This is a genomic window from Streptococcus macacae NCTC 11558 (assembly GCF_000187995.2).
GTDB classification, from domain to species: Bacteria; Bacillota; Bacilli; order Lactobacillales; family Streptococcaceae; genus Streptococcus; species Streptococcus macacae.
The window spans coordinates 813,044-837,898 of record NZ_AEUW02000001.1 but is presented as its reverse complement, the minus strand read 5'-3'; the positions used below and the strand labels follow the sequence as shown (position 1 = coordinate 837,898).

The following is a 24,855-nucleotide window of genomic DNA, read 5'->3' as shown; positions in this document are numbered from 1 at the left end:
TTTAGTGATGTAAAAGAAGTTCGAGAAAAACTATAAGCTTAAGCGTATATAGTATCTGTAGATGTGCTTGTCCTATGCAAATAAGGAGAAACAAGTTATGGTAAGCCCCTCTAATTTTTGTTATAATATTACTGACTGATTAAGATTAACAAGGATAAAAAATGAATAGAGAAGAACTTAAAAAACGTCAGGAGAAAATTCGTAATTTCTCCATTATTGCTCATATTGATCATGGAAAATCAACATTGGCTGACCGTATTTTGGAAATGACGGAGACTGTCTCAAGCCGTGAGATGCAGGCACAGCTTCTGGATAGTATGGATTTGGAGCGAGAGCGCGGTATTACCATTAAACTAAATGCGATTGAATTAAATTATCAAGCTAAAAATGGTGAAACCTATATTTTTCATCTTATTGATACACCTGGACATGTAGACTTTACCTATGAAGTTTCCCGCTCCTTAGCTGCCTGTGAGGGAGCTATTTTAGTCGTAGATGCAGCACAAGGCATCGAAGCCCAGACATTGGCAAATGTTTATCTGGCTTTAGATAATGATCTTGAGATTTTACCCGTTATTAATAAAATTGATCTGCCTGCTGCTGATCCAGAGCGCATTCGAAACGAGATTGAAGAGGTTATTGGATTAGATGCTAGTGATGCTGTTTTAGCTTCTGCCAAAGCTGGTATAGGTATTGAAGAGATCTTAGAGCAGGTTGTTGATTTAGTTCCAGCGCCAGCAGGTGATCCTGCCGCTCCATTGAAAGCTCTGATTTTTGATTCTGTTTATGATTCCTACAGAGGTGTTATTTTGCAGATTCGCATTATGGATGGTATGGTAAAGCCAGGGGATAAAATTCAGCTGATGAGTAATAACAAGACTTTTGATGTCACAGAGGTTGGCATTTTTACTCCCAAAGCAGTTAGCCGTGATTTTCTGGCAACAGGAGATGTTGGCTATCTGGCAGCCTCTATTAAGACAGTGGCTGATACTCGTGTTGGCGATACGGTAACTTTGGCGGAACGTCCAGCAGCAGAACCGCTTCATGGCTACAAGCAGATGAATCCGATGGTATTTGCAGGAATTTATCCTATTGATTCTGGAAAGTATAATGATTTGCGTGAAGCCTTAGAAAAATTGCAATTGAATGATGCCAGTCTGCAATTTGAGCCTGAGACTTCTCAGGCACTTGGCTTTGGTTTTCGCTGTGGTTTTTTGGGCTTGCTGCATATGGATGTTATTCAAGAGCGCTTGGAACGGGAATTTAATATTGCTCTTATCATGACTGCACCATCTGTTGTTTATCATATCTATACTACTGATGATGAAATGCTGGAAGTCTCTAACCCGTCTGAATTTCCAGAACCGACAAAAATTGAAGGTATCGAGGAGCCTTATGTAAAAGCACAGATCATGGTGCCCCAAGAATATGTTGGATCTGTTATGGAACTGGCTCAGCGTAAACGCGGAGACTTTGTCACAATGGAGTATATTGATGAAAACCGTGTTAATGTCATTTATCAAATACCATTAGCAGAAATTGTCTTTGATTTCTTTGATAAGCTAAAGTCCTCCACTCGCGGCTATGCTAGTTTTGATTATGAAATTTCGCAATACCGTAAATCACAGCTTGTTAAGATGGATATCCTCCTAAACGGAGATAAAGTTGATGCTCTAAGCTTTATTGTTCATAAAGAGTTTGCCTATGAACGCGGGAAATTAATTGTTGAAAAATTAAAGAAGATTATTCCGCGCCAGCAATTTGAAGTGCCTATCCAGGCAGCTATTGGTCAAAAAATTGTTGCTCGCTCAGATATTAAAGCTCTTCGTAAGAATGTACTGGCTAAGTGCTATGGGGGAGATGTATCACGTAAACGCAAGCTTCTTGAAAAGCAAAAAGCAGGGAAAAAGCGCATGAAATCCATTGGTTCGGTTGAAGTTCCGCAAGAAGCCTTTCTCAGCGTTTTATCAATGGATGATGAGGATAAGAAAAAATAATATGTCTTTGGACAATTTTCCACGATATGATTTATCTATAGGCAGACAGTAACTGATCGTTGGATAATTGCTAAGTGCTAGCTGTGAGGCCTTGTTTATCTGATCAAAGATTTTGAAATGGCTTGATTTGCTTATTCTTTAGAGTAGCATTTGACAAAATTTTGGTCTGCTTTTAGCTGTAAATGGGAAATAGAAAGAACTCTTTAAATAAAAAGGAAGAAATGCAATGTCTATTCGCTTAGCTCAGAAAAAAGATATCCCTGCACTTAAAAAATTATTAAATCAAATTTTTCAAGTCCATGCACAAGCAAGGCCGGATCTTTTTAAACAGAAAGAAGAAGGAAGTAAATTCTCTGAGATAGAGTTGAAAGAGCTTTTGCAAAATGAATTAAAGCCTATCTTTGTGTATGTAGATGAAAAGGATCAAGTGTTAGCTCATCTTTTTTTGACCATACAAGAGACAAAAGAAAGCAAGATTTTAAAAGCAGTTAAAACGCTTTTTATAGAAGATCTATGCGTATCAGAAGAGTCAAGAGGGCAAAAAATTGGACTAAAACTGTATCATTTCGCTGAAGAATATGCTAGAGATAAAGGCTGTTACAATTTGACTTTAAATGTTTGGAATGCTAACAAGGACGCTCTAAAATTTTACGAGCATTTAGGTTTATCAGCAAAGAAAACAGAAATGGAAAAAATTCTTTAAATAGGATTCAAATAGCTGTTTTTTTAAGCTGATTTCATGTAAAATAGAAAGAGTGAAAAAGAATGAATGGAGAATGTTATGCCACGACATCGTGCAACTCGCAGGAGATCAAATACTAAGTTTTTTCGGAACCTTTTGGTTCTTGTTTCAGCAGTTATTTGTATGGGTCTGGCTGCCTATTTTATTTTTAGTCAGTGGAAACCTTCAAATCAGGCAGTAAATAAAGAAGCGGCAACGCACATTACCAATCCTAAAAAAGATCCTCAAAATAAGGATAAAAAGACAGAGACATCATCAGCTTTGGACATGGCTGCTATTGAAAGGGGCGATTATAGCTCTGCAGCAGGCAGCTGGCAAAATGAGCTAGGAGATAAACTTCAGCTGAATGCATCTGGCATTGAAAGTGCTAATATTAAGGGTACAGCAGATTTTACGCTCTCATCTGAACAGGCCAAAGGGGAAGGGATCTATCAAGCACGTTTAACATCTAAAGACGGGACAGCTGTTTATCATCTTATCTTTGTAAAAGCAGGAACGACAATACCATCAGAGCTTTTCAATGAAGGCTTTTCGGATACTTCTGATACATCTAAAGACCGGCTTTATATAGCTTCACAAGAAACTTTTGGTTCAGATGATTTTGCTAAAAATGTCTTGTATAAAACAAATTGATAATGAAATTAAAAAATAAGGAAGGGATAGCTGAGCTTTAAGCTTAACTGTCTCCTTTCCTTATTTTTTATAAAAATTTAGAGATGGGAGTGCGACAAAAATCGGTCATTTCAAAGTCTTCAATTTTCAGCCAGTTCTCGTTTCCACTTGCTGACCTCAAACAGTCCTGTGGACTGTCAGATTGAAAATAAAGTCTCATTTGGAGCTCGCTTAAATAAGAGAAATGACAATTGAAATTGACAGAAGCTAAAAAAAATTTGACGCTGAAAATAGACTGCCTACAGTCAACAGAAATTCACCCAAGCCTTACGTCTTACAAATAGCTGAGAAAAACCAAACGAGGCCAAGGACTTTTATCCCTGCCTCATCTCTTTAAATGACAGTATGTGTGAATGACAAGTCGGCAGTTCAGTTGACAGAAAAAAAGAATGCTTTATTTAATGTGAGGGCCAACATAGCGTTTGATGAAAAGAAATAGATAACCAACAGCCAGATAAGCAATTGCAATACCGATAGTATTAACCGCGACATATCCTACTCCGTATTTATTGATATTGATAAAAAAATAAGGAAAAGGATTGTCTGCACTTCCAGGGATAGTCCACTTTAAGACAAGCCCATTAAAGAGAGCAAATGCAAAATAAATTAAAGGGAGGCTGGTCCAAGTTATGGGATCAAACCAGCGATAAATTCTTTGCCGATCAAGTATTAAGGTGTCAACCATTAGGCTTAAAGGAACGATATAGTGGACAAGAAAATTACGAAGAGTATAATAGTCATGAGCTTTGACTCTAGGTGCTAAAAGAAAATGATAAACCAGAAAGGTAATCATTATAGCCATTGTGATACCGCCTTTAAGGCGGAGCAGTTTAGGATCGGTTTTAATGGCTCCTGATTTTGCTTCCTTGTAAATAAGATAAATCAAAAAACTAAAAACAAGAACATTTGAAAGTGTCGTATAATATAAAAGCATACCAAAGCCTGATTGTTTGATTTGAATGCTGACGCCAATAATTCCTAAAAGAGCAATAAAGCTTCTGAAAATTTGTGTTTTTGTGATCACTGTTGAACCTTTCTAAGGTAAAAACCTCTATTATCATACCATATTTTTTAAAACTTGTGCGGTAAATCTGCTGTTAGTAGTTTTTTCTTAAATACTATTGACTTTAAGTGCACTCTAAGGTTTATAATGGAACTGTAAATTGTAAGGAAAGAAATGATGTTATGAATATTAAAAAGGTTAGTGATCTAACCGGTATGTCTGCAGATACTATTCGCTATTATGAGCGAATTGGCCTGATTCCTCCTATAGCTCGTACTAAATCTGGAATTCGAAATTTTACAAAACATGATGTTGCTATTTTGGATTTTGTCAGATGTTTTCGCAAGGCTGGGATGAGTGTTGAGGCTCTTACCGATTATATTTCTCTTTTAGAAGAAGGCACAGGCAATGAAGAAGCACGCCTGCAGCTCCTTATAGAGCAGCGCAAAGAAATGGATGCCAGACTGGATGAGCTGACTCAAGCAAGGGAACGTCTAAATTATAAGATTAAAAATTATAAAAACTTCCTTCAAAATTGTGAGCACAGGCTTTTTGACAGTGAAGAAAAGCAAGATGAAATGTAGATAAAGACTGCTTGTTTCTATTTATGGTAAAATGAAAGAAAACTTCTAAAAATAGGAGCCTAATAAAAGAAAGAAGGTTAATGATGGTAAAATTTGAAGAACTAAAAGATAACGGCGGTGTCTTTCCAACAGGTGAAAAAAATGAAAAGTATGCTGATGTTTTTATAGGGCAGTCTTATGTCAATATGCTGGCACAAGCACCAGATCAGCATTTTAGTGTTGGTAATGTTACGTTTGAACCTGGCTGCCGTAATAATTGGCATGCTCATATTGATGGCTATCAAATTCTCTTGGTTACAGGCGGTCAAGGCCTTTATCAAGAAGAAGGAAAAGCAGCGCAGTTATTGAAGCAGGGAGATGTTGTTGTCACTAGAGACGGCGTCAAGCACTGGCACGGTGCGACTGCAGATGCTTGGTTCAGCCATGTAGCTATTACAGCAGGCAATGCTAAATGGTATGAAGCTGTTAGTGAGGTACAGTATGAACAAGCTAACAAAGAAGCTAAAGAAAAGGAGAAGGACTAATGACCATTAAACAAACAGCTGGCCGGGATCGTTTAGGAGATTTTGCGCCAGATTTTGCGCACTATAATGATGATATTCTTTTTGGAGAAAATTGGAATAACCAAGATATTGATCTTAAAACACGCTGTATTGTTACGGTTGTGGCTTTGATGTCTTCTGGAATTACGGATAAGTCTTTCATTTATCATTTGCAAAATGCTAAAAACAACGGCGTAAGCAAGGAAGAAATCGCAGCCATTATCACCCATGCAGCCTTTTATGTCGGCTGGCCAAAAGCCTGGGCAGTCTTTAATTTAGCAAAGGATATTTGGAAGGATTAATGTTTCATTTCAAATATCATCAACTTCAATTGTATGGAGAGTGAGATAAATGATACCATCGCCATTTTATCTGACTCTCTTTTTTTAGGATAAGGGCTTGCCGTTAAAATCATAAGCGATGGTTGGGCAGAAAATTAGTCTGATAGGCTGGCAAATAAGAACAATAATCCATCTTTGATTAGGAAATAACCTAAGTATTTTCAAAAGTTTGCCGTCAGAAAAATCGGTGAGTTTTTGCTATAATGATATTATGAATCAACTGATTGAATATAAACTTTCTTTACTGCCAGATAGTCCAGGATGTTATCTCCATAAGGATAAGACTGGGCATATTATTTATGTAGGGAAAGCTAAAAATCTAAAAAACCGCGTGCGTTCTTATTTTAGAGGCAGTCATGATACAAAAACAGAAATGCTGGTTTCTGAGATTGCTGATTTTGAATATATTGTGACAGAGTCCAATATTGAGGCCTTATTGCTTGAAATTAATCTGATTCAAGAAAACATGCCTAAGTACAATATCAGACTCAAAGATGATAAATCTTATCCTTTTATCAAAATAACGAATGAAAAGTATCCGCGGCTGCTTATCACACGTCAGGTAAAGAAAGACAAAGGGCACTATTTTGGTCCTTATCCAGATTCAGGTGCAGCTAATGAAATCAAAAAACTGCTGGATCGTATTTTTCCTTTCCGCAAATGCAAGAATCCGCCAGAGAAAGTCTGTTTTTATTATCATATTGGCCAGTGCTCGGCGCATACCATTTGCCATACCGATAAGGCTTACTATGACCAGATGATTGAAGATGTCAAAAATTTCCTTAATGGACATGATAATAAGATTGTGAATCAGCTGCGCGAGAAGATGGAAAAAATGGCTGAAGATATGGAATTTGAAAGGGCAGCAGAATATCGCGATCTGATCAGTGCGATTGGTATTTTGCGGACAAAGCAGCGTGTTATGGCCCAAGATATGCTAGACCGTGATATCTTTGGTTATTATGTAGAGAAAGGCTGGATGTGTGTTCAGGTCTTCTTTGTCCGGCAGGGTAAGCTGATACAGCGTGATGTGAATATGTTTCCTTACTACAACGAAGCAGAAGAAGACTTTTTAACCTATCTGGGTCAGTTTTATCAAGACAGCAAACATTTAATTCCTCGGGAAATTTTTATTCCAGCTGCTGTGGATGAGAAGTCTGTTCGGGCCATAGTAGATACTAAAGTAATGAAACCTCAGCGCGGTGAAAAAAAGCAGCTGGTTAATTTAGCAAACAAAAATGCCCGTGTCAGTCTGCAGCAGAAATTTAACCTTCTGGAGAAAGACTTTAGAAAGACGCAGGGAGCCGTTGAAAATTTAGGCCGGCTGATGAATATCCCGATACCTTTTCGTATTGAGGCTTTTGATAATTCAAATATCATGGGAACCAGTCCTGTTTCAGCCATGGTCGTTTTTGAAAATGGCAAGCCAAATAAAAAAGAGTACCGTAAATATAAGATCAAAACAGTCCTTGGGCCTGATGATTATGCTTCTATGCGTGAGGTTATCCGCCGTCGTTACTCCCGTATCCAAAAAGAAGGTTTAAGACCTCCTGACTTAATCATTATTGACGGCGGGCAAGGACAGGTTAATATCGCTAAAGAAGTTATTGAAAAAGAACTGGGTCTTGCCATTCCGGTTGCTGGTCTGCAAAAGAATGACAAACACCAGACGCAGGAATTACTCTTTGGAGATCCCTTAGAGGTTATTGATCTGCCTCGACATTCTGAAGAATTTTTCCTGCTCCATCGTATTCAGGATGAAGTTCATCGCTTTGCTATTACCTTTCACAGACAAGTGCGTTCTAAAAACTCTTTTTCTTCTAAGTTAGATGGCATTGCAGGGTTAGGTCCTAAGCGTAAGCAAAAACTGCTGCGTCATTTTAAGAGCTTGAATAAAATACAGGCAGCTGATCTTAAAGAATTAACAAAGCTTGGTATCCCGCAGAAAGTTGCCGAAAATTTACAGGAAGTACTGCAAAGTAACACTAATCAAACAAGGGTTAAGTAAGGTTGTTTAGTGGCTATGACAAATGAATAGGAAAAATCGCATATAGCGGTTTTTCTTTTTTGATATTGACAAAAAGTCTTCTTTTTGTTATTGTTAAGTTACTTAACAATAAAGAGAGATTAAGATGAATTATCAAAAAATAATTTTGGAAATGAATACATTTTTTCAAAAATACAAGGAATTGGAGTATAAACAGCATACGATAAAGGACTTAAATTTTGCAGAAGTTCAGACCATCGTTTTGTTGGCTAAGAATTCACAGTTAACGCTAGCCGATATCTCTAGAGAAAGAAATATCAGCCGCAGTGCTGTAACGCAAGTGATTAAAAAGCTGGAAAGAAAACACTATATTAACAGAGTTAAAGTTGATGATAAACGTTTTAATTTTGAATTGACTGAGCAGGGGCAGGCCGTTTGCCAGGAACATTATCAGCAGCATAGCTATCTTAATGAACATTTAGAAGTCCTATTAAAGCAGTATCCAGAAGAATTTTTTCAAATGCTCAGTCAGCTGATGTCTGAAGTGGAGTATTTTTGGGATCATTTGCCTTGGAATGGTGAGAAGGAGTGAAAAATGGCCTGTCATTTTCAAATAAGCGATAAAGAACAGATGGCCGATCAGGATTTAAGGATTACTGTCAGCCATTTGCCGATTTTTACTGAGATCCGCTTAGTTCTTGAACTAGAGGATTATTATTGCATTAATGCCCCGATGACACTTGATTCCAAAGTTAAGTGGCGCTCATCAGCTGTTTTTCTGACAGACAGCAAGGGACAAATTGATTTATCAAAAACTCCTGCTCTTAAAGGAAGCTATACAGGGATTAATGCTATGGGGCTTTTTGAGACTGCTCAGCCTGAACGAAAAAGAAAGAGGAAAAGTCAAACTCCTGTATTTAAAGATTTATCTTTAAACGATCGTTTTTATTGCAAGATCACCGCTTTCAAGGATAATACGGCAATCGGCTGCTGTTCTTTTCAAAGATATTATCTGCCAAAAACGTTACGTTTTAAAAACATATACCTGAACAAAGCTAAAGCAAGGTTATTCTATGGGAAAGAATGGCGAAATCGCCCAGCTATTATCGTTCTAAGTGGAAGTGAAGGAGGTTTAGAAAAAGCACAAAATATAGCACAACTGCTAGCCAGCAGAGGTTTTGTAACAATGTCTCTTGCTTATTTTGGTTTAGATGGCTTGCCTGCTGATCTTTGTCGAATTCCTCTAGAGAGTATTGAAGAAGCCTTGGCTTTTTTAAAATCATCAAGCCTCGTAGATTCTCAAAGAATAGGAATTTATGGCCGCTCCAAGGGAGCAGAGCTGGCACTCCTAGCAGCTTCTTATTTTCAGGAGATTAAAGCAATAGTCGCTAATGCTCCGACAGATTGTGTCTATGAAGGGCTTAAAGGCAAATGGAATGCTGGCTGTTCTTCTTGGACTTACAGAGAAAAGGAAATTCCTTATACCAAGTTTCAGCTTTTAAATTTTGCAGCAGAACGATTTTTCCATAAAAAGCTATTGAAGAAAAATACAGCCAGTCTTTTTTCCATGGCAGATATTTCTGCTCCTTGTCTTTTCATCGCCGCTTTAGAGGATGAAATTTGGGACGCTTACGGAGCTGTTACAAATATCATGAAGCAGCTAAAGGACAATACGAAACATGATTTTTTGATAACTCCTCATCTAGGGCATATGAATACTGTCAGTTATCAGCCTAATTGGAGGTATAGGAAATGGCCGCTTTCTGTTATTCAGTCAGAAACCAGAAGGAGCTGGCAGGCAACGGTGGAACATTTTCAACATTTTCTTTGATTTCAAGACGAACTAGTGGCTTTAAGCAGAAAGAACTTTTTTTTAAAATCTGCCTATCAGAGAGTTTTTAAGTATAAGAGGTATTTTTATGGTAAAATAGAAGGACAAATATAAAATTAGAAAGAAGAATAAAAGGACGGCCTTGAATTACTACCTAAAGGTAGAAGTTTTTCACCATTTAGGAAGGTTAGGCAGTTCTTTGTGTTTGCTTATGAAGTTTTTAGAGCTAAATAAAAAGCGCCATGCTACTAAACATTTTAATGCTAAAGAAGTGGATTTTAAAGATATCAGAACAGCAATTGAAATAGCACAGTTAGCACCAAGTGCACATAATATACAGCCTTGGAAGTTTGTCGTCATTAAGGAGAAAAAAGCTGATCTTGCTAAAGATCTACCTGCTTTAAATAAAGCTCAAGTAGAAGAGGCACAGTATGTGATCGCCTTATTTACGGATACGGATCTTATTCAGCGTTCTCGTAAAATTGCTCGAATTGGCAGCAAAAATCTTTCGGATAATATGATTGGTTATTTTATGGAAACACTGCCGCCGCGTTTTGCTTCTTTTGATGAAGGGACAAAGGGGGAATACCTTGCTTTGAATGCCGGACTTGTAGCTATGAATTTAGTCCTTGCTTTGACAGATCAGGGTTTGGCTTCTAATATGATTTTAGGGTTTGATAAATCAAAGATCAATGCTATCTTAGCTATTGATGATAGATTCCGTCCGGAATTGCTGATCACAGTTGGCTATTCCGATGAAAAATTGGAACCAAGCTACCGTTTGCCGGTTGATGAGATTATTGAAGAAAGATAGGAAAATAGAAGATGTTTGTAGATTTTCAAAAAGAAGTTGATAAACGTCGCGGAGATATTTTAGCTGATTTATTTAGGCTTTTGCAGATTAAATCAGAGCGCGAAGACAGTAAAGCAGATGCCAAACACCCTTTTGGTCCGGGGCCTGTTCAGGCTTTAGAACATTTTTTAAAAATGGCAGAGCGTGATGGCTATGAAACTAAAAATGTCAATAATTATGCCGGACACTTTGAATACGGTCAAGGTGAAGAAGTGCTAGGCATCTTTGCTCATCTTGATGTTGTCCCTGCTGGCAGCGGCTGGAATATAGATCCTTATCTTCCTGAGATTATCAACGGAAAACTCTATGCGCGTGGTGCTAGTGATGATAAAGGACCAACCATTGCTTGTTACTATGGTCTAAAAATTATCAAAGAGTTAGGGCTGCCTGTTTCTAAAAAAGTCCGTTTTATTGTCGGTACTGATGAAGAGTCGGGCTGGGCGGATATGGACTATTATTTCGAACATGTCGGTCTGCCAGAGCCGGACTTTGGTTTTTCACCAGATGCCTATTTTCCTATTATCAATGGAGAGAAGGGAAATGTCACAGCTTATCTTCACTTTGGAGGGGATAATGGCGGTTCTTTCTCCTTGAAATCTTTCAACGGGGGTCTGCGTGATAATATGGTTCCTGAAGCAGCCACAGCTGTATTTTCAGCCCCTGTATCCCTGTCAGAACTGCAAGCTAAGCTGGATGCTTTTACGGCAGATTATCAGCCAGCAGCAGAGCTAAAAGAAGAGGCAGGGGACTTCGTTTTAAGCTTTTACGGTAAATCTGCTCATGGCTCAACACCAGAAGCAGGAGTTAATGGGGCAACTTACTTGGCACTCTTTCTGTCTCAATTTGATTTTGCTGGGGCTGCCAAGGCTTATTTAGAGTTGGCTGGCAAGACCTTGCTGGATGATCATGATGCTAATAAAATAGGGCTTGCCTATACTGATGAAAAGATGGGCTCTGTCTCTATGAATCCTGGTGTTTTTCAGTTTAAGGCAGATGCAAAAGATAATACGATAGCTCTTAATTTTCGCTATCCGCAAGGAATGGATGCCCAAACGATTAAAGCTGGTCTGGAAAAACTAGCGGGCATTCAGAAAGTAACCCTGTCTAAACGTCAGCATGAACCACATTATGTCCCTATGGATGATCCGCTTGTATCTACTTTGCTGTCTGTTTATGAAAAGCACACAGGCGATAAGGGGCATGAGTGGGTCATTGGCGGCGGAACCTTTGGCCGTCTCTTGAAACGCGGTGTTGCTTTTGGCGCAATGTTCCCACACTCAGAAGATACCATGCACCAAGCCAATGAATTTATAGAAGTGGAAGACTTATATAAAGCAGCTGCTATTTATGCAGAAGCTATTTATGAATTAATCAAATAAAGAGCAATAGCCTCTTTTTATTGAGAAAGGCAGCCATTTCTCATTTAAGCTGCAGCAAGTCTTTTTTGATCTTTTATTATCTAACAAACTAAGCTGATGTTAAAAGAAAGAGGTCTTGATTATGGTAAATAGTATTAAAGAAATCACTCAAGCTATTATGGCTGATAAACAAAATAAAAGTTTTACGGAAAAAAATATTGAACCGCTTTTTGCAGCGCCCGTCACAGCCCGCATTAATATCGTTGGCCAAGCACCAGGTATCAAAGCACAAGAATCCCGCCTTTACTGGAATGATAAGAGCGGAGAACGCTTACGGGAGTGGATGGGAGTTGATGCCGATACCTTTTATCACTCAGGTTATTTTGCGATTATTCCCATGGATTTCTATTATCCAGGGAAAGGGAAATCAGGCGATTTACCGCCAAGAAAAGGTTTTGCTGAAAAATGGCATCAGCCAATTTTAGACCTTTTGCCAGATATTCAATTGACAATTTTGATTGGGAATTATGCTCAAAAATACTATCTTCACCAAAAGAAATCAGTCAAGCTAACAGAGACTGTTAAAGACTATAAAACTTATTTACCAGACTATTTTCCTCTTGTTCACCCTTCTCCTAGAAACGGGATCTGGATGGCCAAGCATCCTTGGTTTGAAGAAGAAGTAGTGCCAGATTTGAAAAGACATATACAGAAAGTTATTAAGAAATGAATCAGCCCTTGATTTTTCACCCTCATATTGCTCAAGATAAGCCAACTAATAAGGATATTTGTCCTTTTTGCCATCCAGATACTTTAGAAAAAATTCTGGATCAAGAGGGCAGTTTGATGTGGTTGGATAACAAATATCCCGTTTTAGATGAAAGCTATCAGACTATTATCATAGAGTCCAGCCAGCATTTAGGAGATATTGCAAACTATGAGAGCAAGCACAATCGCAGGCTTTTTCGCTTTGCTCTGCAGGCTTGGCAGCAATTAGCGGCTGATCAAAGCTTTACCTCAGTTGTTCTTTTTAAGAATTTTGGTCCTTTATCTGGCGGCAGTCTGCGGCATCCCCATATGCAGATAGTTGGTTTTAAGAAGGCTGATGCTTATGCTGATATTTCTCAGGAAAATTTTACAGGCTTATTGATTCAAGAATTAACAGATTCTCAAGCTAAAATAACCCTATCTGATAAACCGCTCATGGGTTTTTGTGAATTTAATATTGCTATAAGAGAAACGGCTTCTTCTGACTTATTGGCAGATGCTGTTCAGAAAATGGTTCGCTATGTTCTCAATGAGTATTTTTCAGGACGCTGTCAGTCTTACAATCTCTTTTTCTATCGTTTGGATCATCACGTGATTTGTAAGCTTGTTCCACGCTTTGTTGCCTCTCCTTATTTTGTAGGCTATCATTTATCTCAAGTCAATAATTTCAAACGTTTAGAGGCGATAAGAGAAGAGGTTCTGGCTTATTTATCCCAAGATCAATAGGCTAAAACCATAATGCGCTCAATATAAAGAAATATAGCTTTAGATGTGTTTTTTATTTATAAAACTGCTAGCCATCATCTATTGATTTGAAAATGCTGCTAGGCAGATGCAGTACTTAGAAATAAAAAGGCTTCAAAATCGAGGTTTCATCCAAACGATTTTGAAGCTTTTTTATTATTTTCCTAGACAGAATTGGCTAAAGAGCTGAGTAATCAGTTCATCTGGGGCGGCCTCTCCAGTGATTTCGCCAAGGATTTCCCAGGCCCTGGTCATATCCACTTGCAGCAGATCAACAGGCATGCCCAGTTCTAAACCTTCAGTGACAGCATGCAGGCTTTCAAGGGCTTTTTCAATTAAGGAAATGTGGCGGGCATTAGAGAGATAAGTAGCATCTTTTTCGACAATACCGGTATTGTCAAAGAAAATGCCGTTGATGCGCTCTTCGATCAGATCAATATTTTGGTTATGGAGGACGGAGATTTTAAGGCAATCTTCCGGGAGCTGTTCGCTTTCGATTTGCTCTGGCAGGTCTGTCTTGTTAAGCAGGATAAGGCGATTGCTGTTTTTACTGATTTCCAAGAGCATACGGTCTTGCTCTGTTAATTTCTCAGCACTATTGAGTACAAGCAGGACAAGATCTGCCTCTTCCAAAGCTTTTTTAGAACGCTCAACTCCAATTTTTTCAACGAGGTCATCAGTTTCACGAATGCCAGCTGTATCAATCAGTTTAAGGGGCACTCCTTTGATATTGACATACTCTTCAATAACGTCACGGGTCGTCCCCTCAATATTGGTAACAATAGCTTTTTCTTCTCGTAAAAGATTATTGAGCAGGCTGGACTTACCAACATTGGGCCGGCCAATAATAGCTGTAGATAACCCCTCACGTAAAATTTTTCCGCGCTTGGCTGTCTGCAAAAGATTAGTCAAAAGCCTTTCAAATTGCTCTGTTTTTTCCCGCATGAGTGCTGTTGTCATTTCTTCCACGTCATCATATTCAGGGTAGTCAATATTCACTTCAACTTGAGCCAAAGTATTGAGGATTTCCTGACGTGTATTATGGATTAGGTTAGAAAGAGAACCATCTAGCTGCTGAACAGCTACAGCCATAGCTTTATCTGTTTTGGCGCGGATAAGATCCATAACAGCTTCAGCCTGCGCTAAATCAACCCGTCCGTTAAGAAAGGCACGTTTGGTAAACTCTCCAGGTTCTGCCATACGGGCACCTGAGCGGATGACCAGCTGCAGGATTTCATTAGTAACAGCAACTCCGCCGTGTGTATTGATTTCAATCACATCTTCGCGCGTAAAAGTTTTAGGAGCACGCATGACAGAAACCATGACTTCATCAATAATTTCTCCTTTCTCCACAATATGCCCATAATTAATAGTATGAGAGGGAAGATCGTCTAAATTTTTCCCTTTAAAAATCTTTTTAGTAATGGCCAGCGCTTTAGAGCCTGAAATGCGAACGATGCCGATGGCCCCTTCGCCAAGAGGTGTAGCGATAGCGGTAATTGTATCAAATTCTTTGGTAATCATAGTTTTATTTTAACGTAAAAAAAAGGAAGTCGCAAGATTTTGAAATAGCTGAAAGAAAGAAGATTTCCTTTAACAAGGCCTTGATTTCATGTTATAATAAGATGATTATGTCTGAATGAAGGAGAGCGCATGGAAAAACTGAAAAAGATAGCTGGTGTCAGAGCGGCCCAGTATGTCAAAAATGGGATGACTGTAGGACTGGGAACAGGCTCCACGGCCTATTATTTTGTAGAGGAAATCGGCCGCCGTATCCAAGAAGAAGGCCTGCAAATCGCAGGCGTTACGACTTCCAGCCGTACGACAGCCCAAGCTCAAGAACTGGGAATTCCTTTGAAATCTATTGATGAGGTTGACTATGTTGATGTGACAGTGGATGGCGCTGATGAGGTTGATCCCCATTTTAATGGCATCAAAGGCGGCGGTGGAGCCTTGTTGATGGAAAAAGTAGTAGGAATCCAGACAAAGGATTATATCTGGGTAGTTGATGAAAGTAAGATGGTTGATACTCTGGGAGCCTTTAAGTTGCCTGTTGAAGTGGTTCAATATGGGGCTGAACGTCTTTTTAGAGAATTTGAGAAAAAAGGCTATAAACCTTCTTTTCGTGAGCATGACGGTCTTCGCTTTGTGACAGATATGAAAAACTTTATTATTGATTTGGATTTAGGAGCGATTCCTGATCCTCTGGCTTTTGGCAATATGCTGGATCATCAAGTAGGTGTTGTGGAACATGGTCTTTTCACTGGTATGGCTGATCGTGTTATTGTTGCAGGTCAAGACGGAGTTCGCATTTTAGAAGCTCATAGATAAAATAAAAAATAATGGTGGTGACGGGTGTGCTCACTTTGTCATCTTAGATTGGAGAATAATGTCAACTTTTAATCGCATTCACCTTGTTGTTTTAGACTCAGTTGGAATTGGAGCGGCACCTGATGCCAATGATTTCAATAATGCTGGTGTACCAGACGGTGCCTCAGATACTTTAGGCCATATTTCAAAGACAGTTGGACTTGAACTTCCAAATATGGCTAAGATTGGGCTGGGAAATATTCCGCGCGAAAGTCCGCTTAAGACTGTTCCAGCTGAAAGCAATCCAACTGGCTATGTTACAAAATTACAAGAAGTATCAAATGGTAAAGATACGATGACCGGCCATTGGGAAATTATGGGACTCAATATTACCGAACCATTTGACACTTTCTGGAATGGCTTTCCTGAGGAACTGATTCAGCAGATTGAAACTTTCTCAGGCCGCAAAGTGATTCGTGAGGCTAATAAGCCTTATTCGGGAACAGCTGTTATTGCTGATTTTGGCCCACGTCAGATGGAGACAGGTGAATTAATCATCTATACTTCTGCGGACCCTGTTCTTCAGATTGCAGCGCACGAAGATGTTATTCCTTTGGAAGAACTTTACAAAATCTGTGAATATGCCCGCTCCATTACTATGGAGCGTCCCACTCTTTTGGGACGTATCATTGCCCGTCCTTATGTTGGTGAACCGGGGAATTTCACGCGGACAGCTAACCGTCATGATTATGCAGTATCGCCATTTGCACCAACAGTGCTAAATAAACTGGCAGATGCTGGTATTTCAACTTATGGTATTGGTAAAATTAATGATATTTTCAATGGTTCAGGTATTATCCATGACATGGGGCATAACAAATCAAATAACCACGGTGTGGATACTTTGCTTAAAACTATAAGCTTACCTGAGTTTACAAAGGGCTTCTCATTTACTAACTTGGTTGATTTTGATGCCCTTTATGGCCACCGCCGCAATGCACATGGCTACCGGGACTGCCTGCATGAGTTTGATGAACGCCTGCCAGAAATTATTGCAGCGATGAATGAAGATGACCTTCTTTTGATTACCGCTGACCACGGCAATGACCCAACCTATGCTGGAACGGACCATACCCGTGAATATGTGCCGCTCTTAGCCTACAGCCCATCATTTACTGGAAATGGTGTTCTTCCAGTTGGCCATTATGCTGATATATCAGCAACGATTGCTGATAATTTTGGTATTGCTGCCGCTATGATTGGGGAAAGTTTTTTAAAGGAATTGGTGTAGTAAGGATATGAGTAAAATAGAACAATCATCTTCTCAGCTCAAAGAAAAAATCAAAACTTTTGTTAGAACGAAGCAACTAGTCAGTAACAATACGGACCAGGTTAGCAAAATAAGCCAAGAGGCGATGAGTAAAACGTTAGATTGGGCTTATTCTAAGGTTTTAAATGGAATTCCTGGACAAAAAGATATTGACCAATTTGTAAACGACTACTTAGCTAAAAGCGCTGATAAGGAAAGTGCTATTGATAAAATGATTAAATTTCAAACAACAAAAGCAGCTGCATCAGGATTTGTAACAGGATTCGGAGGGTTAATAACTATGCCTGTCACCATTCCAGCTAATGTATCAACAGTCATCTTATTTCAGATGAGAATGATTGCAGCTATAGCTAAAATGAGGGGTTACAATTTACATAGTGATCAAGTTCAGACTTTTGTATATGCTACTCTTGCAGGGACATCTGTCTTAGATATTACTAAAAAATTCAGCATTGAGTTTGGTAATAAATTTGCTATAGAAATGGTTAAAAAGATTCCCGGAAAAGTATTGACTAAAATAAATCAAGCTGTGGGATTTAGATTAGCTACAAAATTTGGAACAAGAGGATTAGTTAATTTGGGTAAAGCTATTCCTGTAGCAGGTGCAGTAGTCGGAGGTACTTTTGATGCTGTTACAACTCGAACAATTGCCAAGTTAGCAAAGGATACGTTTACTGATGTCGGATTGAACACTGGTGATGGAATGATAATACCTGAAGATAGTGATTAAGTATGAAAAAATTAGAAGAAATTAGTTCACTAAGCTATGTCCTCCTCTTAAGAGGTATCAATGTCGGCGGTAAAAACAAGGTGGTCATGAGCGAGCTTCGTCAGCTGGTGACAGATATGGGATTTGCAAACGTTAAGACCTATATCAATAGCGGGAATCTCTTCTTTCAATCAGAAAAGCCTCGCGCTGATATTCTTGCTCAGTTTGAACAGCTATTTGCAGAAAATTATCCTTTTATCCAGTATTTTTCACTCTTTTCACAAGAGGATTATGAAAAAGACTATCGTGCTCTGCCTGACTGGTGGCACCGTGACTTAGCCCGAAAAGATGTTCTTTTTTTCACAGAAAAGATGGATAAAGAAAGGGCTGTTGAGCGTGTCAGATCCTTTTCGCTGAGAGATGAAGTAGTTCATTTTGGAGTATTGGGCATCTATTGGGGCAAGTATACTGAGAGTGAGTACCTCAAAACAAGCTATCATAAGCAACTGATGAAAGAAGATTTTTACCGTCAGGTAACCATTCGAAACAGCAAGACAGCTGAAAAGATTTTAAAATTTCTTCAGCACTAAAAAGAATAAGGAATAACTATGTCATTACTTGAAAAAATTTATGAAACACGCGATTTTCTAAAAGCAAAAGGTGTAGAGCAGCCGGAATTTGGTCTGATTCTTGGTTCTGGTTTGGGTGAGTTAGCAGAGGAAATCAAAAATGCTACTGTCCTTGACTATGCCGACATTCCCAACTGGGGACGATCGACCGTTTCTGGTCATGCTGGAAAATTGGTATACGGAGATTTAGCGGGTCGCAAAGTTTTAGCATTGCAGGGACGTTTTCATTATTATGAAGGAAATCCTATGGAATTGGTGACTTTTCCAGTTCGAATCATGAAAGCCTTGGGCTGCAAAGGCCTTATCGTCACTAATGCTGCTGGGGGAATTGGATTTGGACCAGGGACCTTGATGGCAATTTCAGATCATATCAATCTAACAGGAAGCAATCCTTTGATGGGGGAAAATTTGGATGACTTTGGCCCTCGTTTTCCTGATATGTCCAACGCTTATACAGCGGACTATCGTCAAAAAGCACAGGCTGTCGCTGAAAAAATTGATGTGAAGTTGGCTGAAGGTGTTTATATAGGTGTTTCTGGTCCGTCCTATGAGACACCTGCTGAAATCCGTGCTTTTAAAACCATGGGTGCAGATGCAGTCGGCATGTCAACGGTAGCTGAGGTTATCACAGCTGCACATTCGGGTCTTAAGGTCTTAGGCATTTCTGCCATTACGAATTTTGCGGCTGGTTTTCAGTCAGAACTTAATCACGAAGAGGTTGTAGCAGTGACCCAACAAATAAAAGAAGATTTTAAGAGACTGGTAAAAGCTGTCTTGGCAGAATTATAAGGAGTGAGTGAGTATGAGAATTCATTTTGTCCTTCATGAAACGTTTGAGGCACCGGGAGCTTATCTGGCTTGGGCAGCTCTTTGCGGCCACGAAGTATCGATGACTAAGATTTATCGCTATGAAAAATTGCCTGAATCCATGGACGATTTTGATATGTTAATTCTCATGGGCGGTCCGCAAAGCCCTTCCAGCACAAAAAAAGATTTTCCTTACTATGATGCTCAAGCAGAGATTAACCTCATTCAAAAAGCAGTTAAAGCACATAAAATCATTATCGGTGTTTGTTTGGGCGCTCAGCTGTTGGGACTAGCCTTTGGAGCAGATTATTGTTCTAGTCCTCAAAAAGAAATTGGCAATTACTTAATTTCTTTGACAGAAGCAGGCAAACAAGATCCTTTGCTAGCAGATTTTGCAGATGGTACGGCTGTCGGTCATTGGCACGGAGATATGCCAGGACTGACAGATGAAGCTCTTGTTTTAGCAGCTTCCAAAGGCTGTCCGCGTCAAATTATCAAGTATGCAGACAAAGTTTATGCCTTTCAATGCCACTTGGAATTTTCAAAAGAACTGGTGAAGGCCTTGCTAGCCCACGAAGTCAATTATGACCAACAGGTGCAGGAAGAGCCTTACTATCAGCCTGCTTGGGAAATTCTTGATTACGATTATTCTAAAATGAATCAAGTTCTATACCGTTTTTTAGACAAATTGACGGCAGAGGAGAACTAGTATGAAAAAAGTTTAAATATGACTATCTATATTTTATAGTAGCTTTAATCGCCTTAATTGCTAGTTTTATGCCCAATCATCAAAGGACTTTTTGGTTTATCATAGCTTGTTTCTGGTTCATTTTAGGAAGGGCTGGAAGAGCAAATAAAAGAAAATAGGTAAGACTTGCTTTGCTGAGACTGCCTATGCTGTCTAAAAATTAAAACAAAAGGAATTGAGCCCGCCCTAAAAGGGAGTTTTGTTCTAAAAATACAGAAAGGAATAGGGAAGCTTGTATCAGTGCAACTGAATACGGGCTAAGGACTGGGCCCCTTCTATCTATCTGAAAATAAAAGAAAGGAAAGAGAGCTATTTTTTAATTTGAACCCGAGCGGAAAGCTTAGAAATATTCTCTTCCTACAAATTAAAACAAAAGGAATTGAGCCCGCCCTAAAAGGGAGTTTTGTTCTAAAAATGCAGAAAGGAATAGGGAAGCTTGTATCAGTGCAACTGAATACGGGCTAAGGACTGGGCCCCCTCTATCTATCTGAAATTAAAAAGAAAGGAAAGAGAGTCATTTTTTAATTTGAACCCGAGCGGAAAGCTTAGAAAATAGATAAACCTTCTGGAAATCAGGATTTCCCTTCGGTTTCCTAATTTTCAGTCGCTTTCTGGTCGCTCTCTGTATCATAAAATTATGTCTATTCATATTGGAGCTAAAGAAGGGGACATTGCTGATAAAATTTTATTACCCGGTGATCCTCTTCGTGCTAAATTTATTGCTGAAAATTTTTTAGAAGATGCAGTTTGTTTTAATGAAATCCGCGGTATGCTTGGATTTACTGGAACTTATAAAGGACAGTCCATTTCTGTCATGGGAACAGGGATGGGGATGCCCTCTATTTCTATTTATGTCAATGAACTGATAACTGCTTATGGTGTCAAAAAGCTTATTCGTGTCGGGACGGCTGGTTCTCTCAATAAGGAGGTTCATGTGCGTGATCTTGTTTTAGCGCAGGCAGCAGGCACAACTTCCAGTATGATTAAAAATGAATGGCCGCAATATGACTTGCCACAGATTGCTGATTTTGCGCTATTAGATAAAGCTTATCACCTTGCTCAAGATATGCAGCTAACAACTCATGTTGGCAGTGTTCTTTCTATCGATGCGTTTTACTCGGACTTTACTGAGAATAATATCAAGCTGGGACAGATGGGGATTAAGGCTGTTGAGATGGAAGCAGCAGCACTTTATTATCTGGCGGCCAAGCACGGTGTTCAGGCGCTGGGCATCATGACTATTTCAGACAGTTTGGTTGCTGATGAAGATACAAGTGCGCAAGAGCGCCAAAATACTTTTACCGATATGATGAAAATAGGATTGGAGACCCTTATTTCTTAAGAGGACAGTCCTGGCCTGCGGCAAGGTGATACTGACCTCGTTTAAAGAGATTTTCGAAGAGTATAAAATTCAGCTGTTTGTGCCAGAGAATATAAAAAGGAGCAGGGCAAAAGCTATGATTTCTCAAAAATCAGCTCTTACCCTGCTCCTTTTGTCTATACTAACCTTGCTTAAGGTAGGTCAATATGGGTTATTTATTAAATTTTACTTCTTCAAGGAGATAATCAATAAATTTTTCCCCCATTTTAGATAAATTTGCTTTTTCATGTTTGATATAGATAATATCAATTTCATCATTAACATCCAGAGGAATGGAAACAATATTATCTCCATTGAGATTACTGTTTAGGATTCCAGTAGCGATTGTATAGCCATCCAAGCCAATCATCAAATTAAATAAAGTTGCTCGGTCAGATACCACGATGGATTTTTTATGTGCAATCTGTGACATGATCTCTTCTGAGAAGTAAAAAGAATTATGGATCCCCTGTTCATAGCTTAAATAAGGAAAATCTTCTAAATCACTGACAGAAACACTTTTTCTGTTTGCCAGCGGGTTGGATTTACTGACAAAAATATGCGGATGAGCCTTAAAAAGATTGGTATAAGTTAGATGATTGTCATCAAACATCTTTGTTAGGACATCTCGATTGTAGCTATTCAAAAAAAGGACTCCAATCTCTGAGCGGAAATTTTTAACATCATCTATAATTTCCCAAGTCCGTGTTTCCCGTAAAAAAAGTTCATAGCGTGTCATATCTGTTTCTTTAAGCAGACTGACAAAAGCATTAACAACAAAAGCATAGTGCTGGGCAGAGACACTGAATAACTCGCGAGTGTTGCCCTGGCTTTTGTAGCGTTCTTCCAGCAGGGCGGTCTGTTCAACGACTTGGCGGGCATAGGATAAAAATTCAACGCCGTCTTTCGTTAACGTAATGCCTTTGGGATTGCGAATGAAAATTTCGATACCCATCTCGCGTTCTAAATCACGGACAGCATTTGAAAGTGAAGGCTGAGTAATAAAAAGCTGTTTAGCAGCTTCGTTCATGCTGCCGGTTTCGACGATTTTAATGATATAGTGTAATTGTTGAATACGCATAAAAGTATTGTATCACAAAACATGTTTTTTACAAATAACATCAAAGTCATAAAACTGCATTCATAATGGAAGGAAATTGCAATGACAGCCTAAAAGTGGTATACTAAACTAGTTGTGGTATGTATATTTAATTAGCATGTTGGGAGATAAAATTTATGGTAAATGGTTCGACTCGTTCAAGCAAGAGTTCGCATTCAGGAAAGCAAAAGCAATTGGGACTTATCAATGGTTTCTTCTTATTACTCTTTGTTATCCTATCTGCAGTAACTCTCTTTTTTATCTTCTCTTATCAAATTTTGGACTTTAGAAAATTAAATATCATCCTTGCTTTTGTCCTTTTGCTTATTGCTGGGATAACAGGAACTTTAATCATTCGCAAAAAAGCTCCAAAGACAACTTTTGCTGTCCTTTTGCTGAGTTCTCTGGCTATGGCAGTAGGGATTTATTACTTGAAATCGGCTGTTGATACCTCTAATTATATGAACAATACAGCTAAGTATGTAGAGACTGAAATGAGCGTGGTTGCTGCTAAGGACAGTGATGTTTCTAAGCTGTCGGATCTAAACAGCGTCTTAGCTCCAACTGACAGTGACGGCTCTAATATTGCTGCTTTGCTGTCTAAGATAAAAAGTGATAAAGGGCTGGATCTGACAACTGAGGAAGCAGAGTCCTATCAGGCAGCTTATCAAGCAGTTCTTCAGGACAAAAGCAAAGCTATGGTCTTAAATAGTGCTTACGGTGAACTTTTATCACAGTCAGATGACAATTATAAAAGCAAGCTGAAAACTCTTTATACCTTCAAAATTAAACAAAAGGTAGCCTCAGCTAATAAAAAAGCTAATTCAGATGTTTTTAATGTGTATATCAGCGGTATCGATACTTATGGATCTATCTCCTCGGTTTCACGTTCGGATGTTAATATTATCATGACGGTTAACCGCAAGACCAATAAAATCCTTTTGACAACAACTCCGCGTGATGCTTATGTGCCTATTGCTGATGGCGGCAACAATCAAAAAGATAAGTTAACCCATGCAGGTATTTACGGAGTAGACGCCTCTATCCATACCTTGGAAAAACTTTATGATATTGACATTGATTACTATGCCCGGATTAATTTCACTTCTTTCTTGAAATTAGTTGATTTGCTTGGAGGTATTGATATTGATAACGATCAAGCCTTTAACAGTCATATTGATCATTATGATTTTCCTAAAGGAAGACTGCATCTTGATTCTAAGAAAGCCCTAGCTTTTGTCCGCGAGCGTTATTCTCTGGAACAAGGGGACAATGACCGCGGTAAAAATCAAGAAAAAGTCATTTCAGCTATCGTGGACAAGCTGACCTCTCTCAATGCTGTCTCTAATTATAACAGCATTATTAAAGGTTTGAGCAAATCTATCCAGACTAATATGTCGCTAAATACCTTGATGTCGCTAGTAAATTCACAGTTAGAATCCAATTCTAAATATACGGTAACTTCCCAAGCGCTTACTGGTACAGGGTCAACAGGGGAATTAAAATCATATGCGATGCCAAATTCAAGTCTTTATATGCTGTCTATTGATGATTCCAGTCTAAGTAAGGCTAAAAAGGCAATCAAGGAAACCATGGATGGAGACTAGCAGTTGATTGCAAGTGATAAATGGAAAACCAATTATTATGATTTTAATGATAATTGGTTTCATTTTGAAACAGCTAGCTGATGATTCTTGTTGGAAACTAATAGCTCAGCAAAGATCAATAGCTTAGAATGGATTTGTAGAAAAAGAAAATATATTTGGAGGAGAAATTGACGAAACGAAAATTTCCACGTCTCCGCTATTTCTATATCGTATTTGTAAAACGCTTATTGGATATTATTATAGGAGTATTAGGTGTTGTCTGCTTATTGCTGCCTGTTACAATCGTTGTTGCCATAGCTTACTTATTCGGGCGAAATAGAGGGCATGTGTTCTTCACGCAAGAGCGAATGGGATTGAAAGGTAAAACGTTTAGAATCATCAAATTCCGTTCAATGATGGTTAATGCGGAAGAAGTTTTACGATCAAATCCTGAACTTTATCAGAAATATTTAAATAATAGTTATAAACTGCCGCCTAAGGAGGATCCAAGACTAACACGTTTGGGCTATTTTCTTAGAAAAGCTAGTATTGATGAATTGCCGCAGTTCCTCAACTTGCTTAAAGGAGATATGAGTTTCATTGGTCCGCGTCCTATTTTGGCTTCCGAATTAAATGAATACACCCAGGATGAGCAAAAAATATTGCTGTCTATTAAGCCGGGAATTACTGGCTGGTGGCAGGTTTCAGGCCGAAGTGAAGTGCTTTATCCTGAGCGCTGCCGCTTAGAGCTTTACTATGTTAAGAATGCTTCCTTTAAATTGGACCTTAAGATTTTTTTCCTGACTATTAAAAAGGTTTTTACAGGCGAAGGAGCTCATTAGTTTATCGTTAATC

At 38.8% G+C, this 24,855-nt stretch carries 25 protein-coding genes; 22 read left to right on the top strand and 3 right to left on the bottom strand.

The features are described from left to right. Positions 1–161 precede the first annotated feature (161 nt). From lepA to STRMA_RS03990, 3 genes are all read left to right on the top strand, one after another. On the top strand, positions 162–1,997 hold the full coding sequence (lepA, locus tag STRMA_RS04000) for a translation elongation factor 4 (RefSeq protein WP_003079907.1): 1,836 nt from the start codon (positions 162–164) through the stop codon (positions 1,995–1,997). 226 nt (positions 1,998–2,223) lie between these two features. Then, complete coding sequence (locus STRMA_RS03995) at positions 2,224–2,700, top strand: GNAT family N-acetyltransferase (RefSeq protein ID WP_003081769.1); 477 nt, start codon at positions 2,224–2,226, stop codon at positions 2,698–2,700. Positions 2,701–2,778: 78 nt separating this feature from the next. Beyond that, positions 2,779–3,372: a DUF6287 domain-containing protein gene (locus STRMA_RS03990; protein WP_040841516.1), complete on the top strand. Its 594-nt coding sequence runs from the start codon at positions 2,779–2,781 to the stop codon at positions 3,370–3,372. Between the two features lie 433 nt (positions 3,373–3,805). On the opposite strand, the gene STRMA_RS03985 is transcribed toward STRMA_RS03990, so the two are convergent. Beyond that, positions 3,806–4,432: a Pr6Pr family membrane protein gene (locus STRMA_RS03985; RefSeq protein ID WP_040841768.1), complete on the bottom strand. Its 627-nt coding sequence runs from the start codon at positions 4,430–4,432 to the stop codon at positions 3,806–3,808. A 164-nt stretch (positions 4,433–4,596) separates the two neighbouring features. On the opposite strand from STRMA_RS03985, the gene nmlR reads away from it, so the two are divergent. From nmlR to STRMA_RS03935, 10 genes are all read left to right on the top strand, one after another. Continuing rightward, a complete protein-coding gene (nmlR, locus tag STRMA_RS03980) occupies positions 4,597–4,998 on the top strand; it encodes a stress response transcriptional regulator NmlR (RefSeq protein WP_003078765.1) in 402 nt (133 codons plus the stop codon). A gap of 83 nt (positions 4,999–5,081) precedes the next feature. Beyond that, positions 5,082–5,522: a cupin domain-containing protein gene (locus STRMA_RS03975; protein ID WP_003080489.1), complete on the top strand. Its 441-nt coding sequence runs from the start codon at positions 5,082–5,084 to the stop codon at positions 5,520–5,522. Next, complete coding sequence (locus STRMA_RS03970) at positions 5,522–5,842, top strand: carboxymuconolactone decarboxylase family protein (RefSeq protein ID WP_003080070.1); 321 nt, start codon at positions 5,522–5,524, stop codon at positions 5,840–5,842. The genes STRMA_RS03975 and STRMA_RS03970 overlap by 1 nt, the downstream gene beginning before the upstream one ends. A 250-nt stretch (positions 5,843–6,092) precedes the next feature. Then, positions 6,093–7,889, top strand: a complete 1,797-nt coding sequence (gene uvrC / locus STRMA_RS03965; protein WP_003082359.1) for an excinuclease ABC subunit UvrC — start codon at positions 6,093–6,095, stop codon at positions 7,887–7,889. A gap of 124 nt (positions 7,890–8,013) precedes the next feature. After that, positions 8,014–8,460, top strand: a complete 447-nt coding sequence (locus STRMA_RS03960) for a MarR family winged helix-turn-helix transcriptional regulator (protein WP_003080843.1) — start codon at positions 8,014–8,016, stop codon at positions 8,458–8,460. A 3-nt stretch (positions 8,461–8,463) separates the two neighbouring features. Continuing rightward, on the top strand, positions 8,464–9,699 hold the full coding sequence (locus tag STRMA_RS03955; RefSeq protein WP_003080141.1) for an acyl-CoA thioesterase/BAAT N-terminal domain-containing protein: 1,236 nt from the start codon (positions 8,464–8,466) through the stop codon (positions 9,697–9,699). A 211-nt stretch (positions 9,700–9,910) separates the two neighbouring features. After that, a complete protein-coding gene (locus tag STRMA_RS03950) occupies positions 9,911–10,513 on the top strand; it encodes a nitroreductase family protein (RefSeq protein WP_040841514.1) in 603 nt (200 codons plus the stop codon). A gap of 11 nt (positions 10,514–10,524) precedes the next feature. Continuing rightward, positions 10,525–11,931 (top strand): dipeptidase PepV, encoded by a 1,407-nt coding sequence (gene pepV, locus STRMA_RS03945; protein ID WP_003079687.1) that lies wholly within the window; start codon positions 10,525–10,527, stop codon positions 11,929–11,931. Positions 11,932–12,052: 121 nt separating this feature from the next. Next, on the top strand, positions 12,053–12,640 hold the full coding sequence (locus STRMA_RS03940) for a uracil-DNA glycosylase family protein (protein WP_003081952.1): 588 nt from the start codon (positions 12,053–12,055) through the stop codon (positions 12,638–12,640). After that, entirely contained in the window at positions 12,637–13,404 is a 768-nt protein-coding gene (locus tag STRMA_RS03935) for a DUF4931 domain-containing protein (RefSeq protein ID WP_003080388.1), read from the top strand. The genes STRMA_RS03940 and STRMA_RS03935 overlap by 4 nt, the downstream gene beginning before the upstream one ends. A gap of 174 nt (positions 13,405–13,578) precedes the next feature. On the opposite strand, the gene mnmE is transcribed toward STRMA_RS03935, so the two are convergent. Then, positions 13,579–14,946, bottom strand: coding sequence for a tRNA uridine-5-carboxymethylaminomethyl(34) synthesis GTPase MnmE (gene mnmE, locus STRMA_RS03930; protein WP_003082316.1), 1,368 nt, complete (start codon positions 14,944–14,946; stop codon positions 13,579–13,581). A gap of 129 nt (positions 14,947–15,075) precedes the next feature. Here mnmE and rpiA point away from each other — a divergent pair, with 129 nt between their 5' ends. The 7 genes from rpiA (at position 15,076) to deoD (ending at position 21,297) form a co-directional block, all read left to right on the top strand. Further along, the gene (rpiA, locus tag STRMA_RS03925; protein ID WP_003079744.1) at positions 15,076–15,753 is read left to right on the top strand and encodes a ribose-5-phosphate isomerase RpiA; all 678 of its coding nucleotides are present in this window, start codon (positions 15,076–15,078) and stop codon (positions 15,751–15,753) included. 58 nt (positions 15,754–15,811) lie between these two features. Further along, entirely contained in the window at positions 15,812–17,023 is a 1,212-nt protein-coding gene (locus STRMA_RS03920) for a phosphopentomutase (RefSeq protein WP_003081951.1), read from the top strand. Between the two features lie 7 nt (positions 17,024–17,030). Next, the gene (locus STRMA_RS03915; protein WP_003081400.1) at positions 17,031–17,792 is read left to right on the top strand and encodes an EcsC family protein; all 762 of its coding nucleotides are present in this window, start codon (positions 17,031–17,033) and stop codon (positions 17,790–17,792) included. Positions 17,793–17,794: 2 nt separating this feature from the next. Next, entirely contained in the window at positions 17,795–18,361 is a 567-nt protein-coding gene (locus STRMA_RS03910; protein WP_003082272.1) for a DUF1697 domain-containing protein, read from the top strand. An 18-nt stretch (positions 18,362–18,379) separates the two neighbouring features. Then, on the top strand, positions 18,380–19,189 hold the full coding sequence (locus tag STRMA_RS03905) for a purine-nucleoside phosphorylase (protein ID WP_003081088.1): 810 nt from the start codon (positions 18,380–18,382) through the stop codon (positions 19,187–19,189). 13 nt (positions 19,190–19,202) lie between these two features. Next, on the top strand, positions 19,203–19,916 hold the full coding sequence (locus STRMA_RS03900; RefSeq protein ID WP_003079987.1) for a glutamine amidotransferase-related protein: 714 nt from the start codon (positions 19,203–19,205) through the stop codon (positions 19,914–19,916). Between the two features lie 676 nt (positions 19,917–20,592). After that, positions 20,593–21,297 carry a purine-nucleoside phosphorylase gene (gene deoD / locus STRMA_RS03895; RefSeq protein ID WP_003080559.1) on the top strand — a complete coding sequence of 235 codons (705 nt, stop codon included), beginning with the start codon at positions 20,593–20,595 and terminating at the stop codon, positions 21,295–21,297. 190 nt (positions 21,298–21,487) lie between these two features. Here the strand turns inward: deoD and STRMA_RS03890 are convergent, their stop codons facing one another. Beyond that, complete coding sequence (locus STRMA_RS03890) at positions 21,488–22,396, bottom strand: LysR family transcriptional regulator (RefSeq protein ID WP_003079175.1); 909 nt, start codon at positions 22,394–22,396, stop codon at positions 21,488–21,490. A 155-nt stretch (positions 22,397–22,551) separates the two neighbouring features. Between STRMA_RS03890 and cpsA the strand changes: the two genes are divergently transcribed. Further along, positions 22,552–24,021 (top strand): LCP family glycopolymer transferase CpsA, encoded by a 1,470-nt coding sequence (gene cpsA, locus STRMA_RS03885; RefSeq protein ID WP_003078918.1) that lies wholly within the window; start codon positions 22,552–22,554, stop codon positions 24,019–24,021. Positions 24,022–24,188: 167 nt separating this feature from the next. Further along, entirely contained in the window at positions 24,189–24,842 is a 654-nt protein-coding gene (locus STRMA_RS03880; protein WP_050897462.1) for a sugar transferase, read from the top strand. Positions 24,843–24,855 lie beyond the last annotated feature (13 nt).

Excerpts from the sequence above, each read along its gene's own strand:
- lepA (WP_003079907.1), top strand. The coding sequence starts at position 162 with ATGAATAGAGAAGAACTTAAAAAACGTCAGGAGAAAATTCGTAATTTC.
- STRMA_RS03995 (WP_003081769.1), top strand. The coding sequence starts at position 2,224 with ATGTCTATTCGCTTAGCTCAGAAAAAAGATATCCCTGCACTTAAAAAA.
- STRMA_RS03990 (WP_040841516.1), top strand. The coding sequence starts at position 2,779 with ATGCCACGACATCGTGCAACTCGCAGGAGATCAAATACTAAGTTTTTT.
- nmlR (WP_003078765.1), top strand. The coding sequence starts at position 4,597 with ATGAATATTAAAAAGGTTAGTGATCTAACCGGTATGTCTGCAGATACT.
- STRMA_RS03975 (WP_003080489.1), top strand. The coding sequence starts at position 5,082 with ATGGTAAAATTTGAAGAACTAAAAGATAACGGCGGTGTCTTTCCAACA.
- STRMA_RS03970 (WP_003080070.1), top strand. The coding sequence starts at position 5,522 with ATGACCATTAAACAAACAGCTGGCCGGGATCGTTTAGGAGATTTTGCG.
- uvrC (WP_003082359.1), top strand. The coding sequence starts at position 6,093 with ATGAATCAACTGATTGAATATAAACTTTCTTTACTGCCAGATAGTCCA.
- STRMA_RS03960 (WP_003080843.1), top strand. The coding sequence starts at position 8,014 with ATGAATTATCAAAAAATAATTTTGGAAATGAATACATTTTTTCAAAAA.
- STRMA_RS03955 (WP_003080141.1), top strand. The coding sequence starts at position 8,464 with ATGGCCTGTCATTTTCAAATAAGCGATAAAGAACAGATGGCCGATCAG.
- STRMA_RS03950 (WP_040841514.1), top strand. The coding sequence starts at position 9,911 with ATGAAGTTTTTAGAGCTAAATAAAAAGCGCCATGCTACTAAACATTTT.
- pepV (WP_003079687.1), top strand. The coding sequence starts at position 10,525 with ATGTTTGTAGATTTTCAAAAAGAAGTTGATAAACGTCGCGGAGATATT.
- STRMA_RS03940 (WP_003081952.1), top strand. The coding sequence starts at position 12,053 with ATGGTAAATAGTATTAAAGAAATCACTCAAGCTATTATGGCTGATAAA.
- STRMA_RS03935 (WP_003080388.1), top strand. The coding sequence starts at position 12,637 with ATGAATCAGCCCTTGATTTTTCACCCTCATATTGCTCAAGATAAGCCA.
- mnmE (WP_003082316.1), bottom strand. The coding sequence starts at position 14,946 with ATGATTACCAAAGAATTTGATACAATTACCGCTATCGCTACACCTCTT.
- rpiA (WP_003079744.1), top strand. The coding sequence starts at position 15,076 with ATGGAAAAACTGAAAAAGATAGCTGGTGTCAGAGCGGCCCAGTATGTC.
- STRMA_RS03920 (WP_003081951.1), top strand. The coding sequence starts at position 15,812 with ATGTCAACTTTTAATCGCATTCACCTTGTTGTTTTAGACTCAGTTGGA.
- STRMA_RS03915 (WP_003081400.1), top strand. The coding sequence starts at position 17,031 with ATGAGTAAAATAGAACAATCATCTTCTCAGCTCAAAGAAAAAATCAAA.
- STRMA_RS03910 (WP_003082272.1), top strand. The coding sequence starts at position 17,795 with ATGAAAAAATTAGAAGAAATTAGTTCACTAAGCTATGTCCTCCTCTTA.
- STRMA_RS03905 (WP_003081088.1), top strand. The coding sequence starts at position 18,380 with ATGTCATTACTTGAAAAAATTTATGAAACACGCGATTTTCTAAAAGCA.
- STRMA_RS03900 (WP_003079987.1), top strand. The coding sequence starts at position 19,203 with ATGAGAATTCATTTTGTCCTTCATGAAACGTTTGAGGCACCGGGAGCT.
- deoD (WP_003080559.1), top strand. The coding sequence starts at position 20,593 with ATGTCTATTCATATTGGAGCTAAAGAAGGGGACATTGCTGATAAAATT.
- STRMA_RS03890 (WP_003079175.1), bottom strand. The coding sequence starts at position 22,396 with ATGCGTATTCAACAATTACACTATATCATTAAAATCGTCGAAACCGGC.
- cpsA (WP_003078918.1), top strand. The coding sequence starts at position 22,552 with ATGGTAAATGGTTCGACTCGTTCAAGCAAGAGTTCGCATTCAGGAAAG.